Annotated in this window: 15 protein-coding genes; 9 read left to right on the plus strand and 6 right to left on the minus strand. The window is 38.3% G+C overall.

What is annotated here, in order from left to right; translation table 11 throughout:
• Positions 1-62: 62 nt before the first annotated feature.
• Positions 63-611 (plus strand): pentapeptide repeat-containing protein, encoded by a 549-nt coding sequence (locus PL9631_RS17300; protein WP_083622239.1) that lies wholly within the window; start codon positions 63-65, stop codon positions 609-611.
• On the opposite strand, the gene PL9631_RS17305 is transcribed toward PL9631_RS17300, so the two are convergent.
• Entirely contained in the window at positions 612-830 is a 219-nt protein-coding gene (locus PL9631_RS17305) for a hypothetical protein (protein ID WP_083622240.1), read from the minus strand.
• Positions 831-1,050: 220 nt separating this feature from the next.
• Between PL9631_RS17305 and PL9631_RS17310 the strand changes: the two genes are divergently transcribed.
• Together PL9631_RS17310 and PL9631_RS17315 are read left to right on the plus strand one after the other, a co-directional pair.
• Positions 1,051-1,278 carry an antitoxin family protein gene (locus tag PL9631_RS17310; protein ID WP_083622242.1) on the plus strand — a complete coding sequence of 76 codons (228 nt, stop codon included), beginning with the start codon at positions 1,051-1,053 and terminating at the stop codon, positions 1,276-1,278.
• A complete protein-coding gene (locus PL9631_RS17315) occupies positions 1,265-1,708 on the plus strand; it encodes a PIN domain-containing protein (RefSeq protein WP_083622245.1) in 444 nt (147 codons plus the stop codon). Before PL9631_RS17310 ends, PL9631_RS17315 begins: the two co-directional genes overlap by 14 nt.
• Before the next feature lie 53 nt (positions 1,709-1,761).
• On the opposite strand, the gene PL9631_RS17320 is transcribed toward PL9631_RS17315, so the two are convergent.
• Both PL9631_RS17320 and PL9631_RS17325 read right to left on the minus strand, forming a co-directional pair.
• The gene (locus PL9631_RS17320) at positions 1,762-2,136 is read right to left on the minus strand and encodes a type II toxin-antitoxin system RelE/ParE family toxin (RefSeq protein WP_231516768.1); all 375 of its coding nucleotides are present in this window, start codon (positions 2,134-2,136) and stop codon (positions 1,762-1,764) included.
• 80 nt (positions 2,137-2,216) lie between these two features.
• Complete coding sequence (locus PL9631_RS17325) at positions 2,217-3,299, minus strand: IS630 family transposase (RefSeq protein ID WP_083616166.1); 1,083 nt, start codon at positions 3,297-3,299, stop codon at positions 2,217-2,219.
• A gap of 162 nt (positions 3,300-3,461) precedes the next feature.
• Here PL9631_RS17325 and PL9631_RS17330 point away from each other — a divergent pair, with 162 nt between their 5' ends.
• From PL9631_RS17330 to PL9631_RS17350, 5 genes are all read left to right on the plus strand, one after another.
• A complete protein-coding gene (locus PL9631_RS17330) occupies positions 3,462-3,719 on the plus strand; it encodes an AbrB/MazE/SpoVT family DNA-binding domain-containing protein (protein WP_083622248.1) in 258 nt (85 codons plus the stop codon).
• Complete coding sequence (locus tag PL9631_RS17335) at positions 3,707-4,108, plus strand: type II toxin-antitoxin system VapC family toxin (protein ID WP_231516769.1); 402 nt, start codon at positions 3,707-3,709, stop codon at positions 4,106-4,108. The genes PL9631_RS17330 and PL9631_RS17335 overlap by 13 nt, the downstream gene beginning before the upstream one ends.
• A gap of 679 nt (positions 4,109-4,787) precedes the next feature.
• Positions 4,788-5,726 (plus strand): ribbon-helix-helix domain-containing protein, encoded by a 939-nt coding sequence (locus PL9631_RS17340; RefSeq protein WP_083622250.1) that lies wholly within the window; start codon positions 4,788-4,790, stop codon positions 5,724-5,726.
• A 202-nt stretch (positions 5,727-5,928) separates the two neighbouring features.
• Positions 5,929-8,331 carry a DUF1565 domain-containing protein gene (locus PL9631_RS17345; RefSeq protein ID WP_083622252.1) on the plus strand — a complete coding sequence of 801 codons (2,403 nt, stop codon included), beginning with the start codon at positions 5,929-5,931 and terminating at the stop codon, positions 8,329-8,331.
• 91 nt (positions 8,332-8,422) lie between these two features.
• Complete coding sequence (locus PL9631_RS17350) at positions 8,423-8,998, plus strand: Uma2 family endonuclease (protein ID WP_083622255.1); 576 nt, start codon at positions 8,423-8,425, stop codon at positions 8,996-8,998.
• Between the two features lie 35 nt (positions 8,999-9,033).
• Here PL9631_RS17350 and PL9631_RS17355 read toward each other — a convergent pair whose 3' ends face one another.
• The gene (locus PL9631_RS17355) at positions 9,034-9,564 is read right to left on the minus strand and encodes a helix-turn-helix transcriptional regulator (protein ID WP_083622257.1); all 531 of its coding nucleotides are present in this window, start codon (positions 9,562-9,564) and stop codon (positions 9,034-9,036) included.
• A gap of 4 nt (positions 9,565-9,568) precedes the next feature.
• Positions 9,569-9,835, minus strand: a complete 267-nt coding sequence (locus PL9631_RS17360) for a hypothetical protein (protein WP_083622258.1) — start codon at positions 9,833-9,835, stop codon at positions 9,569-9,571.
• A 258-nt stretch (positions 9,836-10,093) separates the two neighbouring features.
• Between PL9631_RS17360 and PL9631_RS17365 the strand changes: the two genes are divergently transcribed.
• The gene (locus tag PL9631_RS17365) at positions 10,094-10,669 is read left to right on the plus strand and encodes a Uma2 family endonuclease (RefSeq protein WP_083622260.1); all 576 of its coding nucleotides are present in this window, start codon (positions 10,094-10,096) and stop codon (positions 10,667-10,669) included.
• An 88-nt stretch (positions 10,670-10,757) separates the two neighbouring features.
• Here the strand turns inward: PL9631_RS17365 and PL9631_RS17370 are convergent, their stop codons facing one another.
• Positions 10,758-12,329 carry a hybrid sensor histidine kinase/response regulator gene (locus PL9631_RS17370; RefSeq protein WP_083622262.1) on the minus strand — a complete coding sequence of 524 codons (1,572 nt, stop codon included), beginning with the start codon at positions 12,327-12,329 and terminating at the stop codon, positions 10,758-10,760.
• Positions 12,330-12,431 lie beyond the last annotated feature (102 nt).

Raw genomic sequence — 12,431 nt, forward strand, 5'->3', positions numbered from 1 at the left:
CAGAACAATGTCCTACAATAGCAAATAATGGTACTTTTGTTAATTGGTTTTCCTAAAAAGTTATGAGAATTATCAATTTCGGATTATTTCAAGGGCTGAAAAACCATACCAATACTTCGGAGATAAATATACAATTACGATTAATAATTGTTACGGGTTTAATTAGTTTAGGTCTGGGGTTTCCGGTTTTAGCAGAACGCCAAGGAGATGTGGAAAGATTAATCAGTACCAATCAATGTCAACAATGTGATTTGAGTCAGGCGAATTTAGCGGAAGCTAAGTTAGAAGGGGCGGATTTATTGGGGGCAAATTTGCAAAAAGCCAACCTGAGAGGAGCTAATTTAAAAGGGGCGGATTTAAGTTCAGCTAATTTAATTGAAGCAGATTTATCCGGGGCAGATTTACGCGATACAAAACTCCATAGCACCACGTTAAGAAAAGCGAATTTAAAGGATGCTGATCTGTCTTGGTCTGATCTTTATCAAGCGTTTTTAGAGGAGGCTCAATTTAATAATGCTAATTTATTAAATGCTAACCTGAATAATGCTAAATTACAAGGAACTAATTTTTGTGGGGCGACTATGCCCGATGGACAAAAAGGGAAATGTTAATCATTGCACATTTGAAAGTTCGTCCACAATTTTAATTTTTCCTCGAGACACCCCTCGGAGTAATCGATCTACACAAAGTCTTTCTTCTTCTGAGAGAGATTCATCTAAAATTGCTGCCAGGAGTCCATAACGATCCGCAAGGGTTAAATGACCTGTGGTGTTCACTTGTGCGAATAAATCACTCAGAGCCGATTGTAAGAGTTGAACTTTAGGAACCATAAGTATTCAATCTGAACCCGATAGTTTAATCTTTACAGATTTTTTACAAAACAGACGTGATTTTACAGAAGATTTAGTTGTGATTTATGGGACTATAATTGGTGATTGAGATAACCGGAAATTTGTGATCTGGCTAAAATACTGTTGCGATCGCACCCTAAACACTCGTACAATAAAATAGGTTACAATATAAAGGAATTAAATTATCACCTAATTAATTATGCACCAACTAAGTTTTAATGCGGTTTTTGAAAACGGGGTTTTTCGCCCCTTAGCTGATTTCCAATTAACAGAGGGTCAAACCGTAAAACTTATTATAGAATCGGAATCTATCAAAAAAAAGAAAGGCTTTCCCACAACGGGAATTATTGCTCAACTAACAGCAAATCCTATTGTGATTCCTGACTTTCATTCCCTGACAAGAGAGGAAGCAAATGAACGCTGGTAAACCGCAACGTTTTTTTGTTGATTCTAATATTTGGCTATATCGTTTTATCGTTAATCCTAATGATTCAGATGCTAGAGAAAAACAACAAATAGCTACAAGTATTACCAGTCAAGAAAACCTCGTGATTAGCACGCAGGTTGTCAATGAAGTCTGCTCAAATTTAATTCGCAAAGCCAGGTTTAATAATTCACAGATTCAAAGTCTAATTGAGGATTTTGAAGCGGGATGTGAAATTTTACCTGTTTCCTTTGCAACAATTCAGTATGCTGTAAAATTGCGGGATTACTATTTATTTTCATTTTGGGATAGTATAATCATTGCTAGTGCAATTTTAGGCGATATAACTATTCTATATTCAGAAGATATGCAAGATGGTTTAATCATCGAAGATACTTTACAGATTATCAACCCATTCAGAGATTTAAAATGAGTGATCGCACTATCAACAACCCTACACCCCAAGAAGCGATCGCATTAACAACTTTACTCCAGATCAAGGGGATTAAAAGTAATTGAAGATTGTGCGCTATGACGAAGATAAAGAATATAAACTATGTCCTCTCGAATGGTGAAAATAATTCGGTATTTATTCCTTGATTTCCCATAAATAATTTGTCTGATTTCTTCAGGAAAATCATCGTTTTCCCTAGCTAAAGCAAAACGTTTAGGCTGATCTTGTAGAGTAGCAATAGTATTCATTAAATCTCTAAACCATTGATCAGCATAATTAGGGTTAAGATTTTTTAACCAAAGATAAGCAGATTCTATTTCTAGTTTAGCATTCTGGGTTAATTTAACTTGAAATTCCCTGTTTATGCTGCATTTCTTCGATGAATTGATGTAGGGGTTGTGTATCACCTGTTGCTATATCTTCTAATCCTTTTTTAATCCCAATAAGTAGGTGGTCATAAATAAAGTCAATAATAGAAAAAGATTGTTTAGGATAATTCTTGAGAGTTACTCAGGGAATTAAATCGCAAGCGATCGCAGGTACAATCATTTCTTTCGTTTCTATCTTCAATGGCTTGAATCACAGCTTGGCTCAAATCATATTCATCTTCAAACATTCTTCCCGCCAGTTCATGAGTTTTTAATTGATGCCATTCTGGTTCGATTTCATTCAATTCAGGGCTATAAGCAGACAGGAAGAAAAATTCTAATTTTTTGTCTTGCCACTCCCTTTCTTTTTCTTGTATTTTTTGACTTTTATGGACACTGTAGTTATCTTGAATCAGTACGGTAATTTGTCGAGTATTTTGAAAATGCTTTTCAGCTTTTTCCGCTTGCCAATCTATAAATTTTATGTAATTCTCACTTGTAATTCCTGACAAACTTAAACCGTACTCAAAACTTTTTCCTTTTTCTAATACTCCAATTACATTCAATCTTTTTCCTCGCTTTTTCGTCTGGTTTATTTGTTTCTGCTTCCCCTTTTTTACATAGGTGTAACTCACAGGACTCCATAAACAAAAACCTGCCTCATCTAAATATTTTAATCTGACCAAACCCTCTTCTTCATAACGCTTTAACGTCTCCAAATCTCTTTTCTTGCTCGCTGTTTTTTCGGGATTCTGTTTTTTCTTTAAACTGGCTTTTGTTCTTTTCCAGCGCCAGTCTTTTTTTTTTAAGATTTTTCTAATTCTTTCTGCGCTTAGTGCGATCGCTCTCTCTCGCAGAAGTTTTTCCGACAGTTGACGGCTATTATAAGTTCTTTCATCTGACTCTATACAAGTTTCTAAATATTCTATATCTTCTTCTTTCCACCTCCGTTTTCTTCCCGAACGAGGAGCATCAAATAATCCTTCTTTTTCTTGATTTATCCATCGAGTTATTGTTTTTCTTACCATGGCTTCTGAACACCTTAAAGTCTGGGCTATTTTTGAGACCATCCATCCTCCATCACTAAACATTAATATATCTATTCTCTGCCTTGTTCTTTTCGGAACTTTCTCTTGCTGATACAGAGTTAGTAGCTCTTGTTTTTCTTCTTCTGTTAGTTGAATTCTTAACCTCAGTGGCATGACTATTCCTCTGATATTTCTTCATTTCTTATTTTAACTCTATTTATGACCACCTACTTACTTCCCTGCATTCCCGACAAGCGATCGCATAATAATCGGTTTGATATACACAGTAATCTATGTTAAACTTAAGAGAGGAAAAAGTATGTAAATATTATTTCAATGGAAATTACTAAATTGTCAAGTCAAGGTCAAGTTACTATTCCTCAAATTTTAAGAGATCAGTATCATTGGAAAGCGGGTCAAGAATTAATCATAATTAATCTGGGTGACGGAATTTTATTAAAGCCTAAAAAAAAATTCCCAGAAACAAGATTAGATGAAGTTGCTGGGTGTTTGAATTATCAAGGAAAAGCCAAAACAATTGAAGAAATGGATCAAGCAATTGCTCAGGGAATAGAAGAATTATGGAATCAATGATTGCTATTGATACTAATATTATTGTTAGATTTATTACTAGAGATGATGAACTACAGTATCAACAAAGTTTAGGATTGTTCAAAAATAAAAATATTTTTATTCCTGATACCGTCATCTTAGAAACTGAATGGGTGTTGCGGTTTGCTTACAAATTTAAGCCTTTAGAAATTTGCCAATCTTTTAGGAAGGTTTTTGGTTTACCAAATGTTTATTTAACAAATGAAAAATTGATTCTACAAATTATTGAATGGCATGAAAATGGTGTGGATTTTGCCGATGCTTTTCATTTGGCTGCGAGTAATCATTGTTTAGAATTTTATACTTTTGATGAAAAATTTCTTAAAAAGTCTCAAAGTTTATCTATTTCAACAGTAAAAAAGCCGGATTGATAAATAAATTAGTGTAATTAAAGCGATCGCACTCCTAACTCCCACACATCCTAAAAACCGGGTTTCTTTAAGAAATCCGGTTTTTAATCCCCATAGTGGTTGAGATTATCAAATATCTAAGTCTAACTCCATCTGATTAACTTTCACTTCTTTTTGTTTTTCAGCAGCCTTACCCTACATGGTTTTTCCATAAATCTTACACGGATTGCTATAATATTCCGTAAACCCTTAGCAGGCGACGACACGCGCTCCACAGACCGCCTTCTTCATTCTTTACAAAATTTACAATTTTTTGTGTTTGCACCAACCTATACTGCTAAATGTAGGCTATTGCAGGATAATGTTGAACAGGAATTCAAAGCGTGAACGTTTTGAACCAGCAGGCAAAAGGATACTGTAACATCCCGCCACAACCCAATCTAACCTAACCCTCGGTATTAACTGGGTATTCACCCGTTAAAGACTTTAGAGGGTTAAATTTAGTAGCAGATTAAAGCTGAAACCCTTAGAAACATCTATCCTCCCCAAAAGTGAGCCAGACCCCCTCATGATGGAAAGTCTACGACCCTCAAATTAATCAATTTAGGATAAATGATTTTAAATTTCGGGTTTAGTTCATAGAACATCCCCAATCCTAAATCCTTGCACTCTCAGTGAAATTTATAAGGAATATATTCTCATGGCCACTAATAGAAAAAAACGCACGACTCCTGCTACCCGTCCCGCTTCTGCCATTAGTGACAAAGTAAAAGTTACGGTTTCTTTAACGGCTGATGTTGCTCAACAGGTGGAAGCACTCGCTAAGGAATTAGGAGTATCAAAATCAGAATTATTTGAACGTTTGGCAGCATCCCAGTTAAATCAGCCAACTCAGGGGGAAGAAACGTCCTCGGAAACTCCAGCCACCGATGATACAGCCTTAAAACAACAGATTGAAGCCCAAGCTAATACGATTCAAGAGTTACAAAAGCAACTCGCCCAAACCCATGAAGCCTTAAAACAAGAAGCAGAACAACAAAAACAACTGGAACAAAAGGTAACACAAACCATTGATCCTAAAACGTATCAGGCTTTACAAGAAACCTCTAAACAACAAGAATCAACAATTGCTGAATTACATACTCAATTAAATCGAATTCCTGAGTTAGAGCAACAATTAACAGCAACTATTTCCGCAGAAACCCACCAGGCTTTACAAAACCAGTTAGAACAGGAACAAAAAACGATAGCGCAACTCAATCAGCGCATTGAAACCCTGGAAAAAGAAGTGGAAAAAAGCAATAGTGCTCTAGTTCAAATGCAAGTTAAACAAGAGAGAATTGCCGAATTAGAAGTAAAATTAGCTAACGGGATTTCAGAAGAAAATTATCATAACTTAGAATATCTCTGTGCGGCTCAAAAAACACAAATGGCAACTCTTGAACAAAAATTAGCAAGTTTAATTTCCACTAAAACTCAACATCAAGAAACAGCTAATTATGATGCCCTAAAAAACTATTTGCAAGAACAGGATGATTTAATTAACGTTTTGCAAAAACGGGTTTCAGAACTGCAAGGGTTAGCTTCCTTTGGAGAATCTCAACTCTCCAAATGGCGAAATCGTACCTTCAACGGTTAAAATCAAAGCCAACAATTTAGGATGGGCTATGCCCATCTTGACCCCAAAACCCCCCAAGGGTTTCACCCTCTAAAGACAGAACTCCCAAAATAATATTATTAAAATAAATTAAATTTTTCCGGTTTTCCGACCGAATCCCTAACCCGGGAGGTGTAACTAAAGATTAGAATAAAGCGCAGATGGTTTCATCACAAACAAAATTATGGTAGCTCTTTACGTCAACCCCGCCACTGGCAATGATTTTAGTTCCGGGGAGTCGAATAAACCCTTTAAAACCCTAAAAAAAGCCCTTTCCCAAGCTCAGTCGGGAACCACAATTTATCTCGAACCCGGAACGTATAGTAGTTTAAGTGGTGAAGTGTTTCCCCTTACTGTCGCTTCTGGAGTCATCGTCATTGGCAATGAGTCCGGTAAAGGCAGTGGCATTTTAATCGAAGGGAATGGACTTCACAGCAGTAGCAGTGCGGGGAGTCAAAATATCACAATTTTGATGGAAAATAACGCCCAATTGCGAGGCGTCACCGTTACCAATATTCAAACCCGAGGAACGGGAGTTTGGATTGAATCCCAATCTCCAATAATTGCCAATTCTACCTTTACCCGATGCAAACGAGAAGGGATTTATGCCGTAGGTTCGGGAAATCCTCAAATTCTCAATAGTATTTTTGTGCAAAATGAAGGCTATGGGGTTTCCATTGAAGGAGACATGAAAGGGGAAATCGGAGGGAATACCTTTGAAAACACCGGATATGGGATTTCCCTGAAAAATCAAGCCGCTCCGTTAATTCGGGATAATGCGATTGTCGAAAACCGTTCTGGGATATTAATTGCCGGGGACTCCCAACCGATTCTGCGTCAAAACTTAATCGAACGCAATAGCGGGGATGGGGTGGTAATTATGAATCAAGCCACACCGGATTTAGGAACCGCCCAAACCCCAGGCGGAAATACGATTCGCAATAATGGCGGTTTTGATGTCCAAAATGCTGGAACGGCCAGCTTAACCTCCTTTGGAAATATTCTTAGTCCTACTCGCGTAAAAGGAACTATACAACTCGTGACTCAAAGCGTACCAACTGCCGCATCTGCAACCTTATTTGTTAATTCCGCCACCGGGAATGATTCAGCCTCCGGCGGTCAATCTACCCCCTTAAAAACCATTGCCAAAGCTATTAGTCAAGCCCAATCGGGAACCCTAATTCAAGTCGCCCCCGGAACCTATAACGCCACTACGGGGGAAGTATTTCCCCTGATTGTGCGCTCGGGAGTAACCATCGTTGGGAATGAGACGACCAAGGGCAAAGATGTCGTAATTCTGGGGAGTGGTCGCTTCAGTAGTCCTAGTTCGGCGGCTCAGAATGTGACGATTTTGATGGAAAATAACTCAACGGTGAAAGGGGTCAGCGTTACCAATGACCAAACCCGGGGAACGGGAATTTGGGTCGAATCGGTTTACTGTAATATCGGTAGTTGTACCCTGACCAAATCCAAACGGGAAGGGGTTTTTGCCACTGGAACGGCTATTGCTGGGGTGACGAATAGTGATTTTATCGAAAATGTGGGGAATGGTATTGCTTTAGCGGGGAATGCTAAGGGGGAAATTCGGGGAAATAAATTCCAAAATACCGGGTATGCAATTTCTGTGCAAGCCCAAGCCTCGCCCTTAATTATTGAAAACGAAATTCTGGAAAACCGCTCTGGGATTGTGTTATCAGGACAGTCTAAACCGGTATTACGAAAAAATCAAATTAAGAAAAATCTTCAAGATGGTTTAACCGTAATTGCTGATTCTGCCCCCGATATGGGTAGCCCTCAAGATAATGGGGGAAATGTATTTGTTGATAATGGCAAATATGATGTACAAAATGCCAGTAAATTTACCTTGGTTTCCGTGGGAAATCAGATTAACCCGACCCGAACTTTGGGGAGTATTGAGTTTAGTGCCAATCAAACCCCAACTCCTGGCCCGAGTCCCACACCGACCCCCGGAGGCTCTACTCCCACACCGACTCCAACTCCGGTTCCCGGAGGGGCGAAATTCAACGATATTGGCTCCCATTGGGCGAGAACCTTTATTGAAAGGTTAGCGGATATGGGGATTATTAGCGGTTTCCCCGATGGTTCGTTTAAACCGGATGCCACCTTAACCCGCGCCCAACACGCTGCAATGTTAATGAAAGCGTTTGAATTAACACCAATTCGGGAAGGAATTGTGTTTACTGATGTGGCGGCGGATTTTTGGGGAAAAGAGGCAATTGATAAAGCAAATCGGGCGGGTTTCCTATCAGGTTATCCCGATAAAACCTTCCGACCAAATCAAAATTTAACTCGTTCTCAAGCGATTGTTTCCTTAATCAATGGTTTGAAATTAACCGGAGGAACATCTAATAGTTTGGGCGTTTATACTGACCGCGCTCAAATTCCGGCTTTTGCTACTAATGCAGTAATTACGGCGACGGAATTAAATATAGTGGTTAATTACCCGAAAAAAGAGGTTTTTAACCCGTTAAAAGATGTTACTCGTGGGGAAATTGCAGCAATTTTCTATCAAACTTTAGTAGCCGTTAATCGGGCGCAAGCAGTTGATTCTCCTTATATTGTTTAATTCCTAGAAACTAGAAACCGGGTTTCTGTTAGAAACCCGGTTTCTAACACAACTGTGTAGATAGATAAGGTTCAATCAAGGAGATAAAAATATGACGGCACTAATTTTAAATAATCCAGAAACTGCCCCAATTACCGATGAGCAATTTTATCAAATTTGTGTCGCCAACCGCGAATTAAAATTAGAACGAACCGCCAAAGGAGACTTAATTATTATGCCGCCCACCGGAGGGGGAACGGGAAAACGAAACTCAGATATTAACCTAGATTTGGGTTTGTGGAATCGACAAACTCAATTAGGAATTGTCTTTGATTCTTCTACTTGTTTTAAACTTCCTAATGGTGGAGATCGTTCGCCAGATGCCGCTTGGATACCTCTGGCAAAATGGGAATCTCTCACCCCCGAACAGCAAGAGAAATTTCTGCCAATTTGTCCTGATTTTATCATAGAATTGCGATCGCCTAGTGATTCTTTAAAACCCCTACAAGATAAAATGCAGGAGTATATTGATAATGGTTCTCGTTTAGGTTGGTTAATTAACCGCCAAAACCGTCAAGTCGAAATTTATCGTCAGGGGAGAGAAAAAGAAATTTTAGAAAATCCTACCACCTTATCGGGAGAAGATATTTTACCGGGATTTGTTTTAAATCTTTCATTAATTTGGTAAATAGATAATCTTCATACTGCCCACATAACGTATTTTTACAATAATAATTGAATTTTTTCCTTTTCTTCAGAATCAACTGTTTCCCATTGCCTAACAATATTAAAATCCTTACTAACCTTAGATAACTCTAATAAAGTCGGGTCAATTCTATTTCTATATTTTTTCTCCTCATATAACCAGTTCAATATATCTGATAAGTGCCAGATAGAAGGAGTCCCGCTATAGATAGGTCTGGGACATTTTTCTTCACTCTTTATCAACAAATTACGAATATTTTGCCGTGTACATCCGAGCAATTTAGCAACCTCGGTTAAACTAATATAATCCGGGCTAACTTCAGTCAAAACTGCCTGGGGAATAGCCCGTTTCACATCCTGAATTGCGCTATAAACTGCTTTTCTAGCAGATGAAGATTCACGGATAAAATTGAGGGCAATTTTCCCTTTTTTACCGATTCCAATTAAGGCATCATCACAGCCTTCTGTTGCCAAACTCTCTAGGTAATTATCGGGATTAACTTTAGTATCTGGGAGATTAAAGTTTAAAATAAAATTATATTCTGACATCTTTTTAGTTCTCCTCTTTCTCTTTTGTTTGATTATGAACAGTGCAGTTATCGATAACACGACGGATTAGTTTAGCATGATTGCCTGGATTTCTAGGGGTACTCCAAACACTGGCAATACAAAATTCTCCACAGCGACAATCATTGTTATTGTAAGGGCAGTAAATCTTTCCCCAAGCATGAGAGCCACCCTCTACAATCCGCCATCCATTTTGTTCAGCATACTTCAAGGCTGCTTCAATTTCTGGCTTAGGATGTTTTTTCCTAGACATAAAATTCTGAGCTTGTATTGACTATAGTTTATTCTGATCAAATTGTCAAGTGACAACTTATTATAACCTGGATGGAGTGAATAATTTTGCCCGGTTCCCAGGTTCTACCAGAGAACCCTGTTCATGAGGCTCCGCCACCGATGAAAGCACTTTTCCGTTGGTAATATTCTTCGGTTTCACAGTTTAATCTACTTTTAGGGTAAAATCAGGAAAAAGATCGAGGAATATTAATGTGAGTTAAATTAAGGAGATAAAAATATGACGGCATTAATTTTAAATAATCCAGAAACTGCCCCAATTACCGATGAGCAATTTTATCAAATTTGTGTCGCCAACCGCGAATTAAAATTAGAACGAACCGCCAAAGGAGACTTAATTATTATGCCGCCCACCGGAGGGGGAACGGGAAAACGAAACTCAGATATTAACCTAGATTTGGGTTTGTGGAACCGACAAACTCAATTAGGAATTGTCTTTGATTCTTCTACTTGTTTTAAACTTCCTCATGGTGGAGATCGTTCCCCAGATGCGGCTTGGATACCCTTAGCAAAATGGGAATCTCTCACCCCCGAACAGCAAGAGAAATTTCTGCCAATTTGCCCTGATTTTATCATAGAATTGCGATCGCCTAGTGATTCTTTAAAACCCCTACAAGATAAAATGCAGGAATATATTGATAATGGTTCTCGTTTAGGTTGGTTAATTAACCGCCAAAACCGTCAAGTCGAAATTTATCATCAGGGGAGAGAAAAAGAAATTTTAGAAAATCCAACCACTTTATCGGGAGAAGATATTTTACCGGGATTTGTTTTAAATCTTTTATTAATTTGGTAAATAGATTTGTATTTCCGTTGTTTTTAGTCTTCAGCCTATATCCAATTCAAATACTAGGAAAACCTTTAGAAACCGTCTTGACATCAATTTATGTTGTTTGTATCGGCAATGTGAAGTAAAAAAGACTTCCTTGGTCTAAAACACTTTCGGCCCAAATTAATCCCCCGTGTTGTTCCACAACACTTTTACAGATAGCTAAACCGAGTCCGCTACCCTTTTTCTCACTCGCATCGGATACATTAATTTGTTGAAATCGTTCAAAAATGATCTCTAATTTATCCGAGGGAATACCCCGGCCTTGATCTTCGATTCTAAACAGAAGACAGGGTAAAGAGATTTTAGACTGAAACGATCGCGGCAATCTTTCACGGCTTTCAATAACTTCTGCGGATAAATAAACTGTGGCATGGGGTGGGGAAAATTTGATCGCATTACTGAGTAAATTTGTCAGAGTCAGATCGATGGCTTTTGGATCAGCCGAAACTTGAACAGAAACAGGATCAACCTTCAAGATGACTTCCGACTTATCTGCCAAACTCTGAACATCGTGGATCGCCTGCTGCATCAAGTCGGATGCCAAACAAAGTTTTGTATTCAGGATAAACTTACCCGCAGTCAGACGTTGTACGTCGAGAAGATCCTTAACCAATTGAATCATGCGCTCGGTTTCCTCTAGGGCAAGTTCTAGCATTCTTTGAGCTTTTTCGGGATTTTGAGCGTAAATTCCTATGCTTAGAAGTTTGAGAGAGGTTAGAATCACAGTCAGTGGATTGCGTAATTCGTGACTTGCAAAAGAAATGAAATTTTCTTTCATTTGTTCAATATTACGCCGCTCAGTAATATCCTTAAAGGTAATCACTACACCGACAATTTTTCCTTGTTCTAATACGGGTGTACTTATATATTCTACTGGAAAAGAATAACCGTCTTTACGTTGAAATTGTCCCTCATAATTGTGAACAGAGCCATCTTGTAAAGAAGCACAACTTGGACACAGTAAACCATGATTCTCATTATTTATGAAGTCAGTATGCAAAATCAGGCATTCTGATTTACCAATCAATTCTTCTGAAGTGTAACCCAACATTTTGGCGGCGGCGGGGTTGAGAAATGTTGTTTGACCTTGGGCATCTACACCGTAAATTCCTTCGCCAACGGCATTAAGAATTAATTCTTTTTGATGGTTAATTCGACTGATTTCCTGTTCTTTTTCTTGTAAATACTTATTCGCTGCTTGCAGTTTTTCTGCTTGCTGTTTCAGTTCGTTTTTTTTATTGAATAAATCAATAAAAATTACCACTTTTGCTAAAAGAATCTCTGGGACGATCGGCTTTAATAAATAATCAACGGCTCCGACTGAATAACCTTTTAAAACATACATTTCCTCGCGGCTAATCGCGGTGATAAAAAGGATGGGTGTGTCGCTGCTTGCGGGACGGGAATGAATAATTTTAGCCAGATCAAATCCGTCCATTGTTGGCATTTGCACATCTAATAAAATGACGGCAAACTCATCTTGCAGCAAATGTTTTAAAGCTTCTTCCCCAGAATTTGCTTTCACTACATTTTGTCCCAATGGCGCTAATGTCTCTGCCAACGCCATCAGATTTGCAGGGCGATCATCTACTATCAGAATATTGACTTGAGAACTATTTTTCATATTAGTTAAAGTTATCTAAAACTCGACTCTAACACAATGTTGCCCATTCGTGGGATGCTCCAGATTAGATTGATTGGGCGATTGAAATCGCGACTACATAAA

The sequence above is a fragment of the Planktothrix paucivesiculata PCC 9631 genome (assembly GCF_900009265.2).
GTDB classification, from domain to species: domain Bacteria; phylum Cyanobacteriota; class Cyanobacteriia; order Cyanobacteriales; family Microcoleaceae; genus Planktothrix; species Planktothrix paucivesiculata.